The organism is Bilifractor porci (assembly GCF_009696005.1).
GTDB classification, from domain to species: domain Bacteria; phylum Bacillota; class Clostridia; order Lachnospirales; family Lachnospiraceae; genus Bilifractor; species Bilifractor porci.
Window position 1 is genome coordinate 137075 of sequence record NZ_VUMV01000007.1, and the last position, 22964, is coordinate 160038.

Consider the following 22964-nt stretch of genomic DNA (forward strand, 5'->3'; position numbering starts at 1 on the left):
ATGCCGGAAACAGTAAATAAGGAAGAAACGAACGAGGCGTTCAGCTTTGACGCAATCCGGATCGGGCTGGCATCTCCGGAAAGAATCCGCGAGTGGTCCCACGGCGAGGTAAAAAAACCGGAAACCATCAACTACCGTACCCTGAAACCGGAAAAGGACGGACTGTTCTGCGAGGTTATCTTCGGACCGACCAAGGACTGGGAGTGCCATTGCGGGAAATACAAGAAAATCCGCTATAAGGGGATCATCTGCGAGCGCTGCGGCGTGGAGGTCACAAAATCCAGCGTCCGCCGCGAGCGCATGGGGCATATTGAACTGGCGGCGCCGGTTTCACATATCTGGTATTTTAAGGGAATTCCTTCCCGTATGGGACTGATCCTGGATCTGTCTCCCAGAACACTGGAGCGGGTTCTGTATTTTGCCAGCTATATCGTTCTGGATCCGGGCGAGACAAATCTGATGAAAAAGCAGGTGCTCTCCGAGGCGGAATACCAGCAGGCCTATGAGACCTACGGAAATGCTTTCCGCGCAAGAATGGGCGCGGAGGCGATCAAGGAACTGCTGCAGGAAATTGACCTGGATAAAGAGTATGACGAGCTGCGCGCCGAGCTGGAAAATGCCAGCGGTCAGAAGCGTGCCCGTATTATCAAGAGGCTGGAGGTCGTAGAGGCCTTCAAGGAATCCGGAAACCGTCCGGAGTGGATGATTCTGGACTGCATCCCGGTTATCCCGCCGGATCTCCGTCCGATGGTGCAGCTGGACGGCGGCAGATTCGCGACCTCGGATCTGAACGATCTTTACCGCCGGATTATCAACCGGAACAACAGGCTGAAACGTCTGCTTGATCTGGGAGCCCCGGACATCATTGTCAGAAACGAAAAAAGAATGCTGCAGGAGGCTGTGGATGCCCTGATCGACAACGGCAGAAGAGGCCGTCCGGTTACCGGACCCGGAAACCGGGCGCTGAAGTCTCTGTCTGACCTGCTGAAGGGAAAGAACGGCCGTTTCCGCCAGAACCTTCTGGGAAAACGTGTGGACTATTCCGGACGTTCCGTTATCGTTAACGGACCGGAGCTGAAAATCTATCAGTGCGGTCTGCCGAAGGAAATGGCGATTGAGCTGTTCAAGCCCTTTGTCATGAAAGAGCTGGTCGCCAACGGCACAGCCCATAACATCAAGAATGCCAAGAAGATGGTGGAGAGACTGGAGCCGCAGGTCTGGGATGTTCTGGAAGATGTTATCAAGGAGCATCCGGTGATGCTGAACCGGGCGCCTACGCTGCACAGGCTCGGTATTCAGGCTTTTGAGCCTATTCTGGTAGAGGGCAAGGCAATCAAGCTCCATCCGCTGGTCTGCACCGCGTTCAACGCGGACTTCGACGGAGACCAGATGGCTGTTCACCTGCCCCTGTCACAGGAAGCCCAGGCGGAATGCCGCTTTATGCTGCTGTCTCCGAATAACCTGCTGAAGCCGTCGGACGGAGGACCGGTTGCGGTTCCATCCCAGGATATGGTTCTCGGTATTTACTATCTGACGCAGATGCGTCCGGGAGAGATTGGAGAGGGTACTTCCTACAAGGATCTGAATGAGGCAATCCTTGCTTACGAGAACGGTTATATTAAATATCAGACACAGATCCATGTGCGCCGCACCGGAAAGGACGCGCAGGGCAACCCCATTGAAAAAACGGTGACCACGACGCTGGGACGGCTGCTCTTTAACGAGATAATCCCGCAGGATCTGGGCTACGTGGATCGGTCGGTGCCCGGCAATGAGCTTCTCCCGGAAATTGATTTCATGGTCGCGAAAAAGCATCTGAAACAGATTCTGGAGAAGGTAATTGATATCCATGGAGCGACCAGGACCGCAGAGGTTCTGGATCATATCAAGGCCATGGGCTATCACACCTCGACGCGGGCCGGAATGACGGTATCCATTTCCGATATGACGGTACCTGCGGATAAGCCGAAACTTCTTGCGGAGGCAGAGGAGACCGTAGACAAGATCACCCGGAACTACAAGCGTGGTCTGATTACGGATGAAGAGCGGTACAAAGAGGTTGTGGAAACCTGGAAGGAGACGGACGATAAGCTGACCAAAGACCTGCTGGACGGTCTGGATAAATATAACAACATCTACATGATGGCGGACTCTGGAGCCCGTGGTTCGGATAAGCAGATCAAGCAGCTGGCCGGTATGCGCGGACTGATGGCGGATACAACAGGACACACCATCGAGCTGCCTATCAAGTCCAACTTCCGTGAGGGTCTGGACGTACTGGAGTATTTCATGTCGGCGCACGGGGCCCGGAAGGGACTTTCCGATACCGCCCTTCGTACCGCTGACTCCGGATATCTGACCCGCCGTATGGTCGATGTGTCCCAGGATCTGATCATCCGGGAGACCGACTGCGCGAAACCGGGAAAAGAGATTCCGGGAATGTATGTATACGCCTTCATGGAGGGAAAAGAGCAGGTGGAGAGCCTGCAGGAACGGATTACCGGACGCTTCTCCTGCTATGACATCAAGGATAAGGACGGAAACATCATCGTCCGGGCCAACCAGATGATTACGCCCCGGCGTGCCGCCCAGGTGGTTGCCAACGGTGTGGATGAAAACGGAAATCCGGTTACACGGGTAAAGATCCGTACCATCCTGACCTGCCGCTCCCATCTTGGCATCTGCTCCAAGTGCTACGGCGCGAACCTGGCTACCGGAGAAGTGGTCCAGGTCGGAGAGTCTGTCGGTATTATTGCCGCGCAGTCGATTGGAGAGCCGGGAACACAGCTGACCATGAGAACCTTCCATACCGGTGGTGTTGCCGGAGGAGATATCACCCAGGGTCTTCCCCGTGTCGAGGAGCTTTTCGAGGCGCGTAAGCCGAAGGGACTTGCGATTATTACCGAGATCAAGGGAACCGCGGCGATTAAGGACACCAAGAAGAAGAGGGAGATTATTGTCACCGATGACGAGACAGGAACATCCAAGACCTATCTGATTCCTTACGGCTCCAGAATTAAGGTCATGGACGGCGATACGCTGGAGGCAGGCGACGCGCTGACAGAGGGTTCGGTAAACCCGCACGATATCCTTCGTATCAAGGGAATTACGGCCGTACAGGATTACCTGCTTCGTGAGGTACAGCGTGTGTACCGTCTGCAGGGTGTTGAAATCTGCGATAAGCATATCGAGGTGATTGTCCGCCAGATGCTGAAGAAAGTACGCATCGAGGACGGAGGAGACACGAAGTTCATGCCGGGCAGACTGGTGGATTTCCTCGATTTTGACGATGCGAATGAAGAGGCGGAGGAAGCCGGTGGAAGACCGGCCACCGGAGAGAGAATTCTCCTTGGAATTACCAAGGCTTCTCTGGCAACCGATTCCTTCCTTTCCGCGGCGTCCTTCCAGGAGACCACCCGTGTCCTGACGGATGCCGCCATCAAGGGAAAAGTGGACCGGCTGATCGGGCTGAAGGAGAATGTCATTATCGGAAAGCTGATTCCCGCGGGAACCGGAATGAAGTATTACAGCAGCCTGAAGCTTGATACCGATGACCAGGTGATTCCGGAGCGCGTCAATGAAGACGAGGAGCTGATTCTGGACGAAGACGTGGATGCGGAGCCGGAGGCTCAGACGGCGGGAACCGATACCGCGCCGGAGAACGACGTTTCGGAAGACGGACAGGACAGCGGTGTGCCGGAAGAATAAAAGAGCAAAAGCCTCTATATAAATGCAACAGCAAAAGAGCTGCCGGAAGGCAGCTCTTTTTCGTGCGGGTTTTGGCCAATGGAGTTCGGTATCCACTGCCTGATGGTAATACAAAATGATTTTTAAATAAAATGACTCTTATTTACCAGCAGGTGCCTTCAGGGCGGAAAACTCCAGCCCCTGCGGGCATGGCACTGTTCAGAGAGCCGATTACATAGAAAAGAGATCGCTCATATCGTATTTTCCGGCAGGCTTTCCGGCAAGGAATTTTGCCGCCTCCACCGCGCCCTTTCCGAAGATGGAGCGGGAGTAGGCGGAGTGGGAAAAGGTGATGACCTCGTCCTGTCCGGCAAAGATCACTTCATGCTCGCCTACAATGGATCCGCCGCGCACGGAAGAAATGCCGATTTCCTTCGGATCCCGTTTTTCATGGCGCTGGCTCCGGTCAAATACAAAATGATACTCATTGTCCAGGGCCTCGTTCATGCTCTCGCCAAGGGCGATCGCCGTTCCGCTTGGGGCGTCCAGCTTCCGGTTGTGGTGCTTTTCCACAATCTCCATGTCATACCCGACAGGAGCAAGCCGGGCTGCGGCTTCCTTCAGAAGCTTCATCAGGAGATTGATTCCCAGGGACATGTTGGCGGAGCGGAGAATCGCTGTCTGCCTGCTTGCCTCATCCACCTTCTTCAGCTGCTCATCCGAAAGACCGGTGGTACACAGGACCAGAGGAAGCTTTTTCTCTACGGCATAGTCCAGCAGGGCATCCACAGCCCGGAAATTAGAAAAGTCGATTATGACATCGGCGGGAACCGAGCATTCTGCCGCTGAGGCAAAAACAGGGTAGCCGCACGCCGGATCGGCAACAGGATCAATTCCGGCCACGACAGTGGCATCCGGATCTGCTTCTATCAGCTGTGTCAGTACATGTCCCATGTGGCCGCTGCAGCCACTGATAATTATTTTCGTCATTTGAATCTCCAATCTGTTGTATTTTGCGGTGTAACTTTTGGTTTTGCATGCTGCGTGTTGAAGTGTGAAATTTTCAATGAAGGCTTTCGGGCACGCAGACAGTCTGCGCGTTTTTTACTCCGGAACCGGAGAAACAGGTAAAACAAAAGGCCGCCGCCCCTGCGACAGCCTTATGGATTGCTTACTCCGTGACAGCAAGACCAAAGTCAATCAAAGATTTCCTGAGGCGTTCCTTGTTTGCCGGCTCCATATCGAAAAGAGGACCACGAAGAGGACCGACCTGCATACCCATCATATTCATGGCAACCTTGACCGGAATCGGATTTACCTCGCAGAAGAGGGAACCAATCAGATCCAGTGCCTTCAGCTGCATTTCCGCGGCCTCCTTCACGTTGCCATCCAGCATCTTCCGGCACATGTCATGCGTGTATCTGGGAGCGACATTGGACAGCACGGAGATCACACCGTGTCCGCCTAGGGACATAATGGGAATGACCTGGTCGTCGTTTCCGGAGAAAATCTCCAGATCATCTCCGCAGAGCGCCTTCGTTTTCGCAATCTGTGAAATGTTTCCGCTGGCGGCCTTGATGCCTTTGATATTCTCCACATTCTTGCAGAGGTAGGCGGCAGTCTCCGGCTGGATATTGCAGCCTGTCCGGGATGGGACATTGTACATGATAATCGGTGTGTGAACAGCTTCCGCGATGGTGGTATAGTGCCGGATCAGTCCGCTCTGGGTCGCCTTATTGTAGTAGGGCGTGACAATCAGCAGACCGTCAACACCGTAGCTCTCTGCCTCCCGGGACATGGCAACCGCGGTTGCCGTACTGTTGGACCCGGTTCCCGCAATAACCGGGATTCTGCCGTTTACAGTCTGCACGCAGTGCTTTACGGTTGCAAGGTGTTCCTCTTCCGTAAGCGTTGCGGATTCTCCGGTGGTGCCGCAGATGACAATAGCATCTGTTCCCTCCGCGATCTGCTGCTCCAGAATTTCATCCAGCTTTTCCAGATTTACCGATCCGTCGTCGTGCATTGGTGTGATAATGGCTACGCCCGCGCCCTTGAAAAATGACATATTTGATCCTCCCTGTTTGAATTCGGCTGCTGCCGGACTGCGGCCGCGGCCATGTCAAAAAAACCATCCGTCTGCGGCTGAAAACCGCGAGGGACTGATGAGTCCCTGGTCCTGTATGCCAGAGGCATGCATGGAAGTTTACAAAGAAAAAAGGCAACCGGAAAAGGCGCCTTCTCAGTTGTATATGCAGCTCACACATACAGTTAAACCAAGGATAGCGCTCCATCTTCCGATGACAGTCAGGGATCTGTTCGACCACGAGCCCAGGGAATACTTTCCGGCAATAGTCCCTTCGGCGCGGTCCCCTTTCCCTGTCCATCTTCCGTGTCCGGCACGTCCGGGCAGATACTGATGTTCCGCGCGACCTCTATCTCAATAGCTGAAATATAGCATGATTCGGTCATGCTGTCAAGAATCCCGAAAACCGCTCTAAGGCAGGAAACACATGAAAAATTCCCAAAATATCAGCTTGTTTTTCAGCTCTTTTTGCTATTGACACAGCGATATTCCTTCTACACAAATGAAAAAAAATATGATACAATAATACAGTTGCGAAAAAGACAGGCAGAGCAGAAGATTTCCGGTTTTTCGGAGGGCACTGCCCGGAACCGGAGAAGGGTTTATAAGAGGTAAAAAGAGATGAATATAGTCAGAGAGGATATCCGGAATGTGGCGATCATTGCTCATGTCGATCACGGCAAGACAACACTGGTCGACCAGCTGCTTCGTCAGAGCGGGACTTTCCGCGCCAACCAGGAAGTACAGGAGCGTGTCATGGATTCCGGCGATATTGAGCGGGAACGCGGAATTACGATCCTTTCCAAGAATACGGCGGTTCACTACAACGGCGTGAAAATAAACATTATTGATACACCCGGACACGCGGATTTCGGGGGCGAGGTAGAGCGTGTCCTGAAGATGGTCAACGGCGTTATCCTCCTGGTCGACGCCTTTGAGGGGCCGATGCCGCAGACCAGGTTCGTCCTTCAGAAAGCGCTGGATCTGGATCTGAAGGTCATCGTCTGCATCAATAAAATTGACAGGCCGAACGCCCGTCCCAAAGAAGTTGTGGATGAGGTTCTGGAGCTGCTGATGGATCTGGGCGCCTCGGATGAACAGCTGGATGCTCCGTTCCTCTATGCGACTGCCAGAGGCGGATACGCGCTGAACGAGCTGGAGGATGAACCTAAGGACATGACGCCTTTGTTTGAGGCCATCCTGAAGTATATTCCCTGCCCGGAGGGCGATCCGGAGGCCGGCATCCAGATGCTGGTAAGTACCATTGACTACAACGAGTATGTCGGAAGAATCGGCATTGGGAAAATTGATAACGGAAAGCTTGCCTTGAACCAGGAAGTTCTTTTGATGAACCACCATGATCCGGATAAGAGAGAGCGGGTAAAAATCAGCAAGATGTATGTGTTTGACGGGCTGAAGCGGATCGAGGTAAAGGAGGCTTCTGTCGGGGAGATTGTCGCGATTTCCGGCATTCCGGATATTCACATCGGAGATACCCTCTGCGACCTGGTTGACCCGAAGCCGATTCCTTTCCAGAAAATTTCCGACCCGACCATTTCCATGAACTTTCTGGTGAATGATTCTCCTCTTGCCGGCCAGGAGGGCACCTATGTCACATCCCGGCATTTAAGGGACCGTCTGTTCCGTGAGCTGAACACAGACGTAAGCCTGCGTGTCGAGGAAACTTCGCCGGACTGCTTTAAGGTGTCCGGACGCGGCGAGCTGCATCTTTCCGTCCTGATTGAGAGCATGCGCCGGGAAGGATATGAGTTCGCGGTCAGCAAGGCGGAAGTTATCTATAAAACCGATGAGAGAGGGAAGAAGCTGGAGCCCCAGGAGCTGGCATATATTGATGTCCCGGATGAATACAGCGGGGCGGTCATCCAGAACCTTAGTGAGAGAAAGGGAGAGCTTCAGGGCATGAGCGTCGGCGAGAACGGCGTTACCCGTCTGGAGTTTGTCATTCCGTCCAGAGGGCTGATCGGATTCCGCGGAAGATTTATGACCATGACAAAGGGCACCGGAATTCTGAATACCATTTTCGATGAATATGTTCCTTATAAGGGAGATATTACATTCCGGAAGAACGGCTCACTGATTGCCTTCGAGGCAGGAGAATCTGTAACCTACGGCCTGTTTGCCGCTCAGCAGAGAGGCACCCTGTTTATCGGGCCGGGGGAACGTGTGTATGCCGGCATGGTCATCGGAGAAAGCGGAAAACCGGAGGATATCGAGGTAAACGTCTGCAAGACCAAGCACCTGACCAATACACGTTCTTCCTCCGCGGATGAGGCGCTGACGCTTACCCCGCCCAGAGTTCTTTCGCTGGAAGACGCCATGGAATTTATTGACAGCGATGAACTGCTGGAGGTCACCCCGAAAAGTCTTCGTATCCGCAAGCGCCAGCTGGATTCCCGCCTGCGCAAGAGAGAGATGATCAGCCGGAAGAGCTGACGCGTAAAAGAAAAAATTCAGCTGCTGTTTCTCTGCTTTAACAGCAGGGTTTACAGGGCTGTGTAAAAAAGAAGGGCCGGATGCATTTGTGCATCCGGCCCTGTTCTGTCTCGTCCGTTTTCTGCGTGACAGCAGGGAGCAGTCAGATTTTCTCGTGGTTCATAAATTTCTTTATGACCCTCTGGATTCGGTCAGAGGGATCCAGAAGGCTGCTGATGGAAGAATCGTGGTTCAGTGTATCAATGATCAGGGCGACGTACTTGCTCAGGTCGCAGTTAATGTAATAAGGCCTTTTCAGCAGGTCCGGTGTCTGGTACACAAGGTTTGTTGTTACCAGCTTGGTGAAGAAGCCCTGCTCGTAGGCTTTGTCGAATTTGTCCAGCCCGTTTGTAAACAGACCGAACGTCGCGCAGATGTAGATGTTTTTGGCATGGCGTTCCTTCAGCAGCTTAGCTACCTCAATGACGCTTCCGCCGGAGGAGATCATGTCATCAATAATAATCATATCCTTCCCCTCTACATCGGCTCCCAGAAATTCATGGGCGACAATAGGATTGGATCCGTTCACGATCACGGAATAGTCCCTTCTTTTGTAGAACATGCCCATATCCACGCCCAGGTTGTTGGCAATATAGATGGCCCGGCCCATACCCCCCTCGTCCGGGCTGATCACCATCAGGTGGTCGGAATCCAGTTTCATGTCCGGCTCTGCGTGACGCAGGATGTTTTTAATAAACTGGTAGGCGGGCTGCACGGTCTCAAATCCGTGCAGGGGAATGGCGTTCTGTACACGCGGATCATGCGCGTCAAAGGTAATAATATTCTCCACACCCATGTCCACAAGCTCCTGCAGGCCGATGGCGCAGTCCAGAGATTCCCTTCCGGAGCGCTTATGCTGGCGGCTCTCGTACAGGAAGGGCATGATGACATTGATGCGGCGGGCTTTTCCCCCGACAGCCGCGATCACCCGTTTCAGATCCTGGAAATGATCGTCCGGGGACATCCGGTTCTGATAGCCGCAGAGAGAATAGGTGATCGAGTAATTGCAGACATCCACAAGAATATAGAGGTCATCTCCGCGGACGGATTCCTTCAGGACGCCCTTGGCCTCGCCGGATCCGAAGCGGGGAACGGAGGAGGGAATCAGATAGGAATCTCTCTCATAGCCCTCCACGGAGAGATTGGTCTTGTGATCGGATTCCCGTTCCTTTCTCCACTGGACCAGATAGTCATCTACTCTTTTGCCCATCTCGCGGCAGCTGTCGAGGGCAATAATGCCCAGACGCCCGTAGGGAAGAGAGTCATAGTAATTTGATGTTTTTTCCGCCATTTTTCTATTGTCCTCCTGCCAGTTTTTTCTGAATGCGGATGTCATGTCCGCTCATATGAACCAGTGTATAGTTTCCTAAAATACGGGAAGCCGTTCTCTCGGAGAAGGTATCGGCAAATTCCCGGACGGAGAGGTTTGTCGAAAGAATCGTCGGTGTGCGGCGCAAAATCCTCTCGTTGATGCAGGTAAAAAGCTCCGAGGAGACAAACGTGTTTGTCAGCTCTGTGCCGAGATCATCAATAATCAGCAGGTCACTGGAAAACAGAAAGCCGTAAAATTCCTGCAGCTCCCCGGTATCACCGGATCCGGAAAATTTGTATTTCCGCAGCATGTCAAACATGTCGCCGGCCGTCAGGTAAAGAACGCTGAAGCCCCGGTCCAGCAGGGCGCCTGCGATGCAGTGGGAGAGAAAGGTCTTTCCGACGCCCACCTCGCCGTAGAAACAGAGATTTTCAAATTCCTCATGGAAGTTCCGCACAAAAGACCGGGCTGTCCGGAGCGCGTTTTCCGCCTCCTGGAGGGAGCTTGCGCCTGTCTGCGGACTGATCCGTGAGGGATCATAGTAATCCAGGCTGAAATTTTCAAAGGTATCTTTCCTCAGAGTATCCGGGAGATTGGACTGCGCGTAAAGAACCTGCAGCTCCAGCTGACGGAAGCAGCTGCATTTTTTTCTGCCGATGTAGCCGGTATCCCTGCATGCGGGACAGACATACTGCATGTCCAGATAGTTGTCGGGATAGCCATGTTTCTCTAGAAGAAGCTTTCTCTCTGCGGATATTTCCGCGAGCGCCTTTTTCAGATCAAAATCCCTGTGGTCTCCGGGATCCAGGAGGGCATAGGCCTTGTCCACAGACAGGCCGGCAGCTTTGCTGTCCAGCTCCTGCAGCCGCGGTATGTGCAGATAGGCATCACGCCGACGCTCCGCCAGCGCGCGCTGGTCAGAGATCTGGCGTTGATTATACAGACGCATAACGGCGTCATACTGAGAATTGGTTAGTGCCATATCTGTTTCCCCTGCCTCAGTGTTTTCCGGACTCCTGACTGTTCAGGAGCTCCTGTTCCAGCTTGTCATAGTCATAAGTTCTGGGCTGAAAATTGTTATTAAAACGGTTCGTCGTCTTTGGTGTCCCGGAGGGCTTCTTTTTGTCCGGCTCGGATGCCTTCCGGGTCTCCCTATGCCGCTCATCCAGGACGGTAATATCATCCAGAGATTTTACCCCCGCGTTGTGCCACGCGGTGAGAATCACATCCGCGTAGGGAAAGCTGGGCTGTCCGGTTTTCCGGATCGTCCGGCTTGCCGCCTCCCCGATAATGTCGGTGGAAAAGCCGTATTCGTTCAGCCATCGGTCCATAGCGGCAATTTCATCCGGAATCGGATCCCGGTTCCGGATTCCAAAAGCCCGAAAAATCGTATAGTAGTTCTTCTTCCCAAGCTTTTCTCTGGCTTTGGCATCCTTCAAGGTAAGAATGCCATCCTTGTACCAGGCCAGACCGACGGTCTCTATGTAATGCATGCTTCGTTTTCCCCTGCTTACACAGTATTCTACCAGATATTCCACCAGATTTTCAGGAAAATGAAGCTCATCGTAGAAATAAAGCAGGTGCCGGAGATCTGTCGTGCTGAGGGTACGCCCCAGATAGGCTTCCGCCACCATGGCGATGGTTTTCGCGTCCTCATTGTTTTTCAGTTCCCGAAGCCGCGCGGAGGAGATCTGGACAGGCTGGCGGGAATCCGCGCCTTTTCCGGCGCTGTTCTCTCCGGAAGAAGTTTCCTCTTCCTGTTTTGTCGTGCCCTCAATTTTTCCGGGAAGCTCCGCGGCAGGCGGCAGCGGCAGCCCCGCGTCGGAGCCGTCCTCCTCCGGGATACGGCGGGTTGCGGACAAGGTCTCGGATATGGGGAGAAGAACAATTTCCTCCAGTTCCTTCTCCTTAAAATTCAGCTTCAGAAGTCCGGCTTTTTCCCAGTACCGCAGGGCCCGCAGGACATCCTTTTCCGTACACGAAAAAACATCCGCCAGAGAGGAAAGGGTCGGATACGCGTTAGGGGCATGGACGCTCCGGAGCAGGTAAAGAAAGATCTTTACAAACTCCCCGTTTGCCCTCGGCATATAATAATCAACAAAAGTATCCGGCAGCAGAGTCGCCCCTGCCAGCCGGTGATCCTGAATGGTAATGGAACCCATGGCATCCTCACATCATTTTACAAGTGCCTCTCCGATCTGGACAACATTTCCGGCACCCATGGTGATCAGAAGATCTCCCTCGCGGCAGTTCTTTCTGGCAAAGTCCTCGATTTCCTCAAAAGAAGGAAAATAATCGCAGTCTGTTCCCAGCTTCTGAATCTCATCCTGCAGGTCGCGGGAGGAAATTCCGTAGATGTCCAGCTCTCTGGCGGCGTAAATGTCTGCCAGGATCACATGGTCTGCCAGCGTGAGGGCTTCGGCAAATTCATGCAGAAGCGCTTTGGTGCGGGTGTAGGTGTGCGGCTGAAAAATGCACCAGATTTTTTTGTGAGGATATTTGGCCGCCGTGCGCAGCGTCGCCCGGATCTCTGTGGGATGGTGCGCATAGTCATCAATAACGGTGACGCCGTTCATCATTCCCTTGTACTCAAAACGGCGGTTGGTTCCGTGAAAGCTCGAGAACCCTTCCTGAATGGTCCCCGGGCGGATGCCCAGCAGATCGGCCAGGGCTATGGCTGCCAGCGCGTTCCCTACGTTGTGCTCGCCGGGAACACCCAGACGGAAGTTCCCGTACTCCGTACCGTTGTGCAGGACGCGGAAAGAGGCACAGCCCATTTTGTCATAGGAAACCGTATCCGCCGTAAAATCACCGTTCCCCAGAATGGAGTAGGTCACGACCCTGCAGGGCAGATCCCTGCTGATCATTTTGTAGGCAGGATCGTCCGCGTTGATAATCAATGCACCGTCCGCCGGAAGCAGCTCCGCGAAACGGCGGAAGGAGTGGCGGATATCGTCAAGATCCTTGAAAAAGTCCAGATGATCCGCGTCAATATCCAGAATGATGCTGATTTTCGGGAAAAAGCTGAGGAAGCTGTTGGTATATTCACAGGCCTCCATCAGAAAAGCTTTTCTTCCCCCGATCCGGTAATTTCCTTTTATCAGGGGCAGAATTCCGCCCACGGAGATAGTCGGATCCATCTCGGCAGCCATAAGGATATGGGCCGCCATGGAGGTGGTAGTCGTTTTCCCGTGCGTACCCGAAACACAGATGGGAATCTGATAATTCTTCATCATCTGCCCCAGAAGCTGGGCCCGGCTGAGCATCGGGATTTTTTTCTTTACGGCAGCGGCAAACTCCGGATTGTCCGGATGGATCGCCGCCGTATAGATGACGGCGTCAATCGAGTCGTCGATGTTGTCTGCGGTTTGGCTGTAAACAATCCTGGCGCCTGCCTTTTCCAGTTTCTCGGTAAGCTCTGACTTTTTGAAGTCAGAACCGGAAATGGTAAAACCTTCCTTTAATAATATAGCGGCAAGGCCGCTCATACTGATTCCGCCGATTCCGATAAAATGAAGATGGTTCGGCTGATCAAAATGTATCGTATACATATGGGTAAAATCCTGAACTTTCCTTATATAAATTGTATAAATTGATGATGTTGTGGTAAAAGGCCGTTTGCCCTCCACATGATGTCACGAATTGCTTCGTTTCTTTGAAATTTTCCGGCATCAAAAAACAGACGGACTTTCCGGCCTTCATGTCTGTCTGCGGAAAAAGGCAGAGGGAACATTCCAGTCCCCGGAAAATATCGAAAGACCCGGTTCCTCTGCAGCAACTAGATTATAGCCTCCCCTTTGTAAAAAAGCAAGAAAGACAGGCGGATCCAGGCAGAGCACCGGAGCAGGAATCATTTTGGAAAAACATCAGTTTTTTTGTAGGAACTGGAGAAACCGGACCAAAACATTCGGTATTTTGCATTAAAAAACATGCATATGAGCTGATTTTTTATTGAAAATGTTCACAATTACATTCCTGTATGCTATAATTCTAATATCTTAGGAACAAGGGGTGAGCGCATGGTTAAAAAAGAAATGATCGCCATGCTCCTTGCCGGCGGGCAGGGAAGCAGACTGGGCATCCTGACGGCAAAGGTGGCAAAGCCTGCCGTGGAATTCGGGGCAAAATACCGTATTATTGATTTCCCGCTCAGTAACTGTATCAATTCGGGTATCGATACGGTGGGTGTGCTGACGCAGTACCAGCCTCTGCGGCTGAACAATCATATCGGGATAGGCATTCCGTGGGATCTGGACCGGAATGTAGGCGGTGTGACGATTCTTCCGCCCTATGAGAAAAGCACAAACAGCGAATGGTATACCGGCACCGCAAATGCCATTTACCAGAATCTGGCGTACATGCAGTCCATGAACCCGGATTACGTCCTGATCCTCTCTGGAGACCACATCTACAAAATGGATTACGAGGTCATGCTGGATTACCACAAGGCCAATAAAGCCGATGTGACGATCGCCTGCATGCCGGTTCCCATGGAGGAGGCCAGCCGGTTTGGCATTATGATCACGGATGGCAGCGGAAGAATTACAGAGTTTGAGGAAAAACCGGAGCATCCCAGAAGCAACCTGGCGTCCATGGGGATTTATATCTTCAATTGGCAGACGCTGAAGGATTCCCTGATTGCCCTCAGGGATCAGCCGGGGTGCGATTTCGGCAAGCATGTGCTTCCCTACTGCAGAGATAACGGAAAACGGTTATTCGCGTATGAATTCAACGGTTACTGGAAGGATGTCGGAACCCTCGGCTCCTACTGGCAGGCAAATATGGAGCTGATTGATATCATTCCGGAATTTAATCTGTATGAGGAATTCTGGAAGATCTACACCAAGGGAGATATTATCAGGCCGCAGTATATTTCCGCAGAAGGAACCGCAGACCGGTGCATCATGGGAGAGGGCACGGAAGTTTACGGGGAAGTGCATAATTCGGTCATCGGAGCCGGGGTAACCATAAAAAAAGGAGCCGTTGTGCGGGATTCCATTATTATGCGGAATACCGTAGTGGAAGAAGGCGCGCAGATAGACCGGGCGATCATTGCGGAAGAGTCTGTGATCGGCGCAAATGTGCAGATCGGGGTAGGGGAAGAAGCACCCAATGTGCTGAATCCCAGGATCTACGCATGGGGTCTGGCAACCATCGGTGAGAGGTCTGTCATTCCCGCCGGGGTCCGGATTGGCAAAAACACGGTAGCGGGCGGGAAACTGACGGCGGAGGATTTCGAGAACGGCGAGCTTCCCGGAGGCGGGGCGCTTATCAAAGAGGACGGTGATCTGATATGAGAGCAATAGGAATCATTCTGGCAGGCGGCAACAACAACCGCATGCGTGAGCTGTCAGAGAAACGCGCCATTGCGGCCATGCCGGTTGCCGGAAGCTACCGGAGCATCGATTTTGCGCTCAGCAGCATGACCAATTCCCATATCCAGAAAGTTGCGGTTCTGACACAGTACAATGCGCGGTCACTGAATGAGCATCTGATGTCTTCCAAATGGTGGAATTTCGGACGCAAGCAGGGCGGACTTTATGTGTTTACGCCTACCGTTACATCGACCAACAACTGGTGGTACAGAGGGACGGCGGATGCCATCTATCAGAACCTCCGCTGGCTGAAGGAAAGTCATGAACCATATGTTGTTATTGCTTCCGGAGACGGAATTTATAAACTTGACTACGGAAAGGTTTTGGAATATCATATAGCGAAGCGGGCAGATATTACAATAGTCTGTACAGAATGCAGAAATGATGACCCAAGTCGTTTCGGCGTCCTTCGGATGAATGAAGATTCCCGGATTGAGGAATTTGAAGAGAAACCCATGGTTTCGGATTCCAATCTGATTTCCACCGGAATCTATATTATAAGAAGACGTCTGCTGATCGAGCTGCTAGAACGCTGCGCACAGGAAGACAGGTTCGATCTGGTAAAGGATATCTTTATCCGCTACAAAAATCTGAAGCGGATCTATGGATATAAAATAGATACCTATTGGAGCAACATTGCAACGGTGGAATCCTATTATCGAACGAATATGGATTTTCTAAAGCCGGAGGTCAGAGATTACTTCTTTAACCAGTTTCCTGAGATCTACTCAAAGATCGATGATCTTCCGCCTGCCAAGTACAATCCTGGCAACGTAGTAAAGAACAGCTTGATATCTAGTGGTTGTATCATAAATGGACAAGTCGAAAATTCTATCCTCTTCAAAGACGTATATGTAGGCAACAATTGTGTGATTAAGAATTCCATTATCCTGAACAATGTGTACCTTGGGGACAATACTCATATTGAGAATTGTATTGTCGAGAGCCGTGATACGATAAGGGCAAACTCTTATTACTGCGGCGAAGACAGAATCAGGATCGTTATCGAAAAAAATGAGCGGTACGCGATCTAAAATGCCTGCGCAATGTGGGAGGAGGAGTTTTTATGCAAATCACAGATGTCAGAATCAGGAAGGTTACAAAGGAAGGGAAGATGAAGGCGGTTGTCTCCATCACCCTGGATGATGAATTCGCAGTACACGATATAAAAGTCATCGAAGGGGACAAGGGACTGTTCATTGCTATGCCGAGCAGAAAAACCAGCGATGGAGAATACCGTGACATTGCACATCCCATCAACTCAGTTACCAGGGACAGGATACAGTCCCTGATTCTGAACAAGTATGATGAGCTGCTGCAGCAGGAAGATTCGGCAGAAGAAGAATAAAACAGCCTGATCATACAGAAAATGAAGAAAAGCCGCGGCGGAAGCCGCGGCTTTTTTGCTGCCAGGTACATGACAGAAACATGAATAGATAGAAAGAACTCTTATTATATAGGAATAATCATATCTTCAAAATTTTTACTGAATTGGGTCAGCCGCTCAGCACCATTGTGTGTAACCAGAATGTCGTCTTCCAGACGGATTCCTCCGATCCCGTCAAGATAAATGCCCGGCTCATCAGTATGGGTCATTCCTTCTTCCATGACCAGTTCGTTATCAGGTGTAATATAAGGTTCTTCATGTACAGAAAGTCCCAGTCCGTGCCCGGTTCTATGGAGAAAATATTCACCGTAACCGGCCTCAGTGATATAGTCACGTGCAGCCCGGTCAATTTCTTTTGCCTTTATCCCCGGACGAATAATTTGGAAGGCTGCCTGATTGGCGCCTTTTACAATTTGATATATTTCCGGAAGCTTGGAGTTGGAAGGTTCGCCCAGAAACATACAGCGCGTAATATCGGACCAGTAATATTTATAGTAGGCGCAAAAATCCATCAGTACGACGTCTCCAGGCTGAAAGCGGTAATCACCGCTGGCTCCATGGGGATTGGCTGAGTGTGGTCCTCCCAGAGCCAGGATAATAACCTCATCCGTATTGAAATCCGGGAATTTTGACATGAAAGAGTATAACATCTGGTATAGCTCTTTTTCGCTCATGCCCGGATGAATTTCGTTTTTTACAAAAGCCAGAGCCTTGTCTACGATTTCTGCGGCAAAACGCATGATTTTTATTTCTTCCGCATCTTTTTTCATGCGCAGCCTGGCAATAATTTTCCCGGCATTACCGATTTTTTCTCCGGAATATGGAAAGAGATCGCCGACAGCCATCGAGTAATAATTTCTGTCTACAGCTATGGAAGCAGCGTCAGAAGTAAGAGACGCAATGCGCGAAGCTGGTCCCTCTGTATCTGTGTATACAACTTCTTCAATGCCGCTGTCTTTCATGCATCCGGTGTCTACACTGGGATTAATCATTTTGGCGTTTTGATGCGGAATATCCAGCACAAGCCCATAAAATCGCTCATAAGGGATGATGTGTCTCCCGGTCAGATAGTAAATCTCCATCGGATCGCCGATAATGGCCTTACTGTAACCTGCTTCACCGAACAGGCGGTAAGCATTTTCTCGTCTTTTTTCATAAGCATTCATTTCTGCACCCTCCAGATATCATAATGGCCTTAGGATTCCGCCCCTGAATCCCGAATGTCATTGTTCATCTGTTCTCTTTTGATATCTTGTCCAGTATGTTACAACTTTCTCCGTTGTGCTCAGATTATAAACCTTATGCGGAGTGTTTTCGCGTATCAGAATGGAATCACCCAGCTCGAGGTCGTAGGCTGTGCTGTTAATAATCACACGAATTCTTCCGGAAACAACATAGCCTACTTCAGTAAAACCATGGGTCCATTCGGTGCCTTCGAATGAACTGTCTGGACTGCTGGGATCATTGATCATCAGCAGCGAGTATCCCTCGGAAAGACCAAAGTCCATCGTGAGAATATGAATATTGTGGTTTTCGTCAATGGTTTGCCGCCTGTCTTTTGCCCGTATCACAATCCCATTTTCTTCCGGCCTTGTAACAAGGTCGCCCAGTGAAGTGTGTAATGCTTCACAGATTTTCTGAAGATTAAGAATTGTTGGGCTGGTTATATTGCGCTCGACATTACTGAGATATCCAATTGAAAGCCCTGTCTGATCCGACAGGGCTTTCATGGTGATGTTTTCCTGCTTCCTTTTTTTCCGGAGACTGTCTCCAATATTAATTTTTTCGTTCATTGTCATATATTGTCATAATCCTTGAGGTATGCTTTTCCGGCACTCTGCATGCGGATATAAAGTTTATCCGAATATATTCAGAATAACAGCAATTTAAGAAAAAAACAATTGGAAAATACACAAATTAATAAAAAAAATAATGTATAATTTCACGATTATGAAATAATACATTGACAATTAATCCTCCTGATAGTACGTTGGTTATAGAAAACGCCCCTGAATCTAGTGGTATAGAGTTGTTACTTGTTGAACGTGCACAAAGAAATCAAGCGGAGGATTTCAAAAAATGAGTTTCGTACCAAGGTTAAAGTATTTGGATGATCAGGAAATTGCAGATCTGCATGCGTATTCGGTGAAAATATTGAAAACATACGGAATGCGCATAGAAGATCCGGACGTAAGAAAAATGCTCTGTGAAAATGGATGCAGGGAAAAAGATGACCGCATTTATTTTTGTGATGAGCTTTTGGAGAGAACAATTAAAGCACAGAAGCAGAAAGTTACCTTTACTTCTCCCGTGACCGGAATGAAAAAAAATATGACTTTGGGAGGAATTTCTCTTTCACATAGTACGGGAGGAGCCCCCTGGATTGCGGATATGAAGACCGGACAGCGGAAAAATGCTACGCTGGAGGATTTGATTCTGACCATCCGGATTATGAATCAGCTGGAAAATCTGGATATTCCCTGTGCGCTTGTTTATCCCAGCGATGTACCCTCCGCGATTACGCAGCTTCAGCAGACAGCTACCATGCTGGAGTATTCACATAAGCCGATTTACGGTCCGGGATTGTCGCAGCCGACGAATGCCAAATACATTGCAGAACTCTTTAAAATATACGGCGGAGATAAACTTTCCGAGAATCCGATAGGTATGGTGGGGATATCGCCGGAGTCTCCCCTGTTTCTTCCGAAACATATCACAGATACTACCAGGTATATTGTGGAAGCGGGTATTCCAGTTAGTATACTTGCCGCACCGATGGGCGGGCTTACGTCTCCGCTTTCGGTTGCCGGAACTGTTGCTCAGTGCCATGCCGAAATTCTTGCGTATGCGGCGGTCGCATACCTTATGAATCCGGACTGCGTTTTGATTTATGGTGCCAGAACCTTTTTTGCCAACATGCGGAATACGCAGTGTATTCTGGGGCTTCCAGAGACAGGGATTTCAAGTGCACTTGCCGTACAGCTGGCGTCTTACTGCGGGATGATGTCCGATGAATATGGGGTTTGCTGCACTTCCTGTGCGATGGATGAGCAGGCCGGATATGAGAAGATGATTAACGGGCTTCTTCCGGGACTTGCGGGAGCAACGATGATTACCGGGTTCGGAAGTACTGCCAGTGTCATGTGTGCTTCTTTAAGTCAGCTGGTTTTGGACAATGAGATCATTGGCATGATTAAAAAGGCAGAAAGACCTTTTGTTATCAATGAAGAAGAACTGGGATATGAAGCCCTCGGATGTGTGGTAGAAGATGGAGAGACTTTCATGGAACAGGAGCATACCATGGATCATCTGAAGGATGAGATTTTCATTCCGAGCATCGGGTTCGACAGCACATGGGCAGATTGGCTGAAGATGGGAGAGACCGGGCTCAATCAGCGTGCGGAGGAACGGGCAGATGAGCTTCTGAAGAGAGACGAGGTTCCCGAAATCTGTCCTGAGATCCGTACGGAAGTAGAAAAATTAATGCAGGATGCCAGAAACAGTATTCTATAAATGATTTATTCGGAGAAGTGCCGTTCAGCTAACGGCATTTCTTCTCTGGAAGGAATCGTTTACAGGCGTTTGGGGAACAGCAGGGAATTTTGGAAAAGTCGAAATCCATATGATTTGGAGGAAAAGTAATGGGTACTGAATCGGGTACGGCGGAAAAAGTTTACGTCAGAAGCATAAAAAACAATATTGTAACGTTGGTTTTATTGATTATTGCCGGGGCAATGATCTATTCTCTTCCATATTTCAGAAGCTATTATTACGATACTTTTGTAGAAGTATATGGCTTGACAAACACGCAGATGGGAGCCCTTGGAAGCGCATACGGAGGATTTGCCATTATCGCATATTTTCTGGGAGGATTTTGTGCTGACCGGTGGCCGGCAAAAAAACTTCTGTTTGTTTCGCTGGTAGTTACTGGCGTGCTTGGCTTTCTGCTTTTACTAAAGCCGCCATACTGGGCGCTTTTTGCAATCCATGCGGTCTGGGGAATTACTTCTATTTTGACGTTCTGGAATGCCCTGGTCAAAGCACTTCGTTCTATTGCCTCTGAAAAAGAGCAGGGACGAGTCTTTGGTTTATTTGAAGGCGGAAGAGGAATTACCAATATGGTGCAGTCTGCGGCGGTTCTGGCTGCGTTCGGCATTCTGTCGGAAAAAATTTCTGCACAGGCAGGTTTGTTTACGATTATCATCATTTACTCTGTTATAGATATAGCGCTGGGTTTCCTTATTTTGTTTATGTACAGAGAACCGCCGTTTCACAGAGAGAGTAATGCAATTGTAAATGTTCCCGTTTTGAAACGTGTTTTAAAAATGCCTACTACCTGGTTGAATGCCATTATCATTTTCTGTTCTTATGCCATTTGCTGCAGCTATTTTTATATTACTCCTTATACGACGGCGGTTTTTGGAGCTACGGCTGTTATCGGCGCCGCAATCGGATATTTTTCTCAGTATGTGCGTCCGGTAGGATGCTTTATCGCAGGATTTACTGCAGACCGGATTGGGTCGTCCAAAGTCCTGCTGGGAAGCTTTATCCTGATGATTATCGGTATGCTTGGCCTGATTTTCATTCCCGGCAAAAAATCAATGATTGGGATTTTACTTGTATTCTGTGCTGTTATTTATGCTTCGATGTATGCAGCACAGTCAATGCATTTTGCTATTATGGAAGAAGCGGACAACCCGGTAGAGGTTACCGGCACTGTTACAGCGATCTTAACACCATTGGGATACAGCGTAGAACTGTTTGCCCCTCTGATTGCCGGACGCTGCCTTGACAGATGGGAAGGGGCAAAAGGATACCAGGTATTCTTCGGAGTTTTAACTATTCTGCTGGTGATCGGCCTGTTTTGTACCATTGCCTGGCTTCGTATGACGAAAGAAAAACGGGAAAACATTCAGAAGGCCAGACTTCAGGCAAAGGCGGAAAAAAAGAAAAAATCATGACGCAGGCAGATAGTAAGGAAGATGAATGAATATAGCGAAGAAGTCCTGGATTTTACAGTAAACGTAGGAACTGTTCTGCTGGAAAGCGGAGCTGAGATCAGACGTGTGGAGGATACCATGCAGCGGATTGCTGCATGGTACGGTGTAAGAGATATCAGCCCTTTTGTGTTAAGCACCGGAATTTTTCTGACCGCTAAGGATTCAGACAGGGATGTATATGCCAATGTCAGGCATATCCCTTTCCGGGCGGTCCATATCAATCGGATTATTGCAGTCAACGCTTTGTCCAGACAGATTGCAGTGGGAAAATATTCTCTTCCGGAGGCGGTGAAAGAGTTAAAGAGAATTCAGGAGATGCCTGATAAGAATTTTTTTATTCAGGGGATTCTGGCTGGAGTTGGTTCAGGAGGGTTCTGCTATACATTTGGCGGAGCATGGACGGACTGCCTTGCATCCGTTGTTTCAGGAGCGCTGGTTTCGTTTTTTTTATCGCTGTCAGCTGCTTCCGGGAGAAAAGCTTCAAAGATCCTGGTTCACATTCTGGGGGCTCTTCTGGCCGTTATTTGTTCAACCCTGCTGTTCAGGGCAGGATTGGGGGAAAATGTCGGCAGAATAACCTCCGGGGCAATCATGCCGCTGATACCCGGAACTTCGTTTATTAACGGGGTCAGAGATTTGACAAATGGGGATTACATTGCCGGAACGATACGATTAGTGGATGCTTTGCTGGTAACATTCTGTATTGCACTTGGTGTAGCACTGTTTTATCTGGTTTTCTGAATACGGCAGAGGCAGTTATATTATAGTGTTCGACGGGCAGGATATGCCTTGTTTTGCGTATTTCTATAGTTATGGAGAATAGAAACACTATGAGGAGAATGGGGAAATGATTTGGAAACTGGTTTTTCAGTTTTTGGCAGCAGGTATTGGAACCGCAGCATTTGCCGGATTGTTTCATGCCCCGTTTTCTATTTATAATCGATGCTTTGTGATAGGAGGAACTGGCTGGATTCTCTATTATGTATTAGCGGAGGTTTTTTCTGTTGAAGTGTTCCTGTCAACCATAGCGGCAGCAGTATTTATTACATTTTTTGCAAGAGTATCTGCGGTTGTCAGGTTGATGCCGGTTACTGCGTTTCTGGTTCCGGCTGTATTTCCGCTGATACCCGGAATAAAACTATATTATACCATTTTCAGCCTGATTGAAGGCGAGGAGCGTGCAGCTGCTGGATATTTTAGAAATGCCGTGGCCATACTTATTGCTATTGTATTCGGGATTCTGGTTGCATTTGAAATCCCCAATAAAGTATTTCTGGCCATTGGCGGAAAAATACACACTCTGCGCAGATTCAGAAATGCGCAGATTCAGAAATAAGATTAATTTCAAAAATAAAAGACACCGGCAATGCACTTTCTGCATTACCGGTGTCTTAAACTCAGTCGAAGCGACGGGATTCGAACCCACGACCTCTGCGTCCCGAACGCAGCGCTCTACCAAACTGAGCCACGCTTCGATGCTGAACTTTGTCAGCAAGTGATATTATATGTGAATGAGAGAAGAAAGTCAACACTTTTTTCAGGAAATCCGCCAGGAAATCCGCCAGGATGCGCCGATTTTATTCTTCAGCTGTCCCTGTGTCAGTTTTCCCCATCCGACTGCCCAGCC

The 22964-nt window shown here is 49.9% G+C and carries 17 protein-coding genes, 1 tRNA gene and 1 riboswitch; of the genes, 9 read left to right on the forward strand and 9 right to left on the reverse strand.

Going from position 1 to position 22964, the window contains the following annotated elements; genetic code table 11:
• Complete coding sequence (gene rpoC / locus FYJ60_RS10100) at window positions 1-3708, forward strand: DNA-directed RNA polymerase subunit beta' (RefSeq protein WP_154458559.1); 3708 nt, start codon at window positions 1-3, stop codon at window positions 3706-3708.
• 210 nt (window positions 3709-3918) lie between these two features.
• Here the strand turns inward: rpoC and dapB are convergent, their stop codons facing one another.
• Window positions 3919-4677 carry a 4-hydroxy-tetrahydrodipicolinate reductase gene (dapB, locus tag FYJ60_RS10105; protein WP_154458560.1) on the reverse strand — a complete coding sequence of 253 codons (759 nt, stop codon included), beginning with the start codon at window positions 4675-4677 and terminating at the stop codon, window positions 3919-3921.
• 181 nt (window positions 4678-4858) lie between these two features.
• Window positions 4859-5752, reverse strand: a complete 894-nt coding sequence (gene dapA / locus FYJ60_RS10110; RefSeq protein WP_154458561.1) for a 4-hydroxy-tetrahydrodipicolinate synthase — start codon at window positions 5750-5752, stop codon at window positions 4859-4861.
• Window positions 5753-5959: 207 nt separating this feature from the next.
• Window positions 5960-6130: riboswitch (Lysine riboswitch) on the reverse strand.
• A gap of 261 nt (window positions 6131-6391) precedes the next feature.
• On the opposite strand from dapA, the gene typA reads away from it, so the two are divergent.
• Window positions 6392-8224 carry a translational GTPase TypA gene (gene typA, locus FYJ60_RS10115; RefSeq protein ID WP_154458562.1) on the forward strand — a complete coding sequence of 611 codons (1833 nt, stop codon included), beginning with the start codon at window positions 6392-6394 and terminating at the stop codon, window positions 8222-8224.
• A 142-nt stretch (window positions 8225-8366) separates the two neighbouring features.
• On the opposite strand, the gene FYJ60_RS10120 is transcribed toward typA, so the two are convergent.
• The 4 genes from FYJ60_RS10120 to murC are packed head-to-tail and all read right to left on the reverse strand — an operon-like array spanning window position 8367 to window position 13126.
• Window positions 8367-9554: a ribose-phosphate pyrophosphokinase gene (locus FYJ60_RS10120; RefSeq protein WP_154458563.1), complete on the reverse strand. Its 1188-nt coding sequence runs from the start codon at window positions 9552-9554 to the stop codon at window positions 8367-8369.
• Between the two features lie 4 nt (window positions 9555-9558).
• Window positions 9559-10557 (reverse strand): ATP-binding protein, encoded by a 999-nt coding sequence (locus tag FYJ60_RS10125; RefSeq protein ID WP_154458564.1) that lies wholly within the window; start codon window positions 10555-10557, stop codon window positions 9559-9561.
• Window positions 10558-10573: 16 nt separating this feature from the next.
• Window positions 10574-11737, reverse strand: a complete 1164-nt coding sequence (locus tag FYJ60_RS10130; protein ID WP_154458565.1) for a DnaD domain protein — start codon at window positions 11735-11737, stop codon at window positions 10574-10576.
• Window positions 11738-11749: 12 nt separating this feature from the next.
• Window positions 11750-13126 (reverse strand): UDP-N-acetylmuramate--L-alanine ligase, encoded by a 1377-nt coding sequence (gene murC, locus FYJ60_RS10135; protein ID WP_154458566.1) that lies wholly within the window; start codon window positions 13124-13126, stop codon window positions 11750-11752.
• Window positions 13127-13594: 468 nt separating this feature from the next.
• Between murC and FYJ60_RS10140 the strand changes: the two genes are divergently transcribed.
• The 3 genes from FYJ60_RS10140 to spoVG are packed head-to-tail and all read left to right on the forward strand — an operon-like array spanning window position 13595 to window position 16298.
• Complete coding sequence (locus FYJ60_RS10140; RefSeq protein ID WP_154458567.1) at window positions 13595-14872, forward strand: glucose-1-phosphate adenylyltransferase; 1278 nt, start codon at window positions 13595-13597, stop codon at window positions 14870-14872.
• A complete protein-coding gene (gene glgD, locus FYJ60_RS10145) occupies window positions 14869-15984 on the forward strand; it encodes a glucose-1-phosphate adenylyltransferase subunit GlgD (protein WP_154458568.1) in 1116 nt (371 codons plus the stop codon). The genes FYJ60_RS10140 and glgD overlap by 4 nt, the downstream gene beginning before the upstream one ends.
• A gap of 32 nt (window positions 15985-16016) precedes the next feature.
• Window positions 16017-16298, forward strand: coding sequence for a septation regulator SpoVG (gene spoVG / locus FYJ60_RS10150; RefSeq protein WP_154458569.1), 282 nt, complete (start codon window positions 16017-16019; stop codon window positions 16296-16298).
• A gap of 104 nt (window positions 16299-16402) precedes the next feature.
• Here the strand turns inward: spoVG and FYJ60_RS10155 are convergent, their stop codons facing one another.
• Both FYJ60_RS10155 and FYJ60_RS10160 read right to left on the reverse strand, forming a co-directional pair.
• Window positions 16403-17503 carry a M24 family metallopeptidase gene (locus tag FYJ60_RS10155; RefSeq protein WP_154458570.1) on the reverse strand — a complete coding sequence of 367 codons (1101 nt, stop codon included), beginning with the start codon at window positions 17501-17503 and terminating at the stop codon, window positions 16403-16405.
• 57 nt (window positions 17504-17560) lie between these two features.
• Window positions 17561-18136, reverse strand: a complete 576-nt coding sequence (locus tag FYJ60_RS10160; RefSeq protein WP_154458571.1) for a helix-turn-helix domain-containing protein — start codon at window positions 18134-18136, stop codon at window positions 17561-17563.
• A 280-nt stretch (window positions 18137-18416) separates the two neighbouring features.
• Between FYJ60_RS10160 and FYJ60_RS10165 the strand changes: the two genes are divergently transcribed.
• The 4 genes from FYJ60_RS10165 to FYJ60_RS10180 all read left to right on the forward strand — a co-directional run bounded on the left by FYJ60_RS10165 (window position 18417) and on the right by FYJ60_RS10180 (window position 22673).
• Window positions 18417-19850, forward strand: coding sequence for a trimethylamine methyltransferase family protein (locus tag FYJ60_RS10165; RefSeq protein WP_154458572.1), 1434 nt, complete (start codon window positions 18417-18419; stop codon window positions 19848-19850).
• Between the two features lie 128 nt (window positions 19851-19978).
• The gene (locus FYJ60_RS10170) at window positions 19979-21298 is read left to right on the forward strand and encodes an MFS transporter (protein ID WP_154458573.1); all 1320 of its coding nucleotides are present in this window, start codon (window positions 19979-19981) and stop codon (window positions 21296-21298) included.
• 21 nt (window positions 21299-21319) lie between these two features.
• Window positions 21320-22078, forward strand: coding sequence for a threonine/serine exporter family protein (locus FYJ60_RS10175; protein ID WP_154458574.1), 759 nt, complete (start codon window positions 21320-21322; stop codon window positions 22076-22078).
• 106 nt (window positions 22079-22184) lie between these two features.
• The gene (locus FYJ60_RS10180) at window positions 22185-22673 is read left to right on the forward strand and encodes a threonine/serine exporter family protein (protein ID WP_154458575.1); all 489 of its coding nucleotides are present in this window, start codon (window positions 22185-22187) and stop codon (window positions 22671-22673) included.
• Window positions 22674-22738: 65 nt separating this feature from the next.
• Here FYJ60_RS10180 and FYJ60_RS10185 read toward each other — a convergent pair.
• Window positions 22739-22812 (reverse strand) — tRNA-Pro (locus FYJ60_RS10185).
• Window positions 22813-22964: the final 152 nt, after the last annotated feature.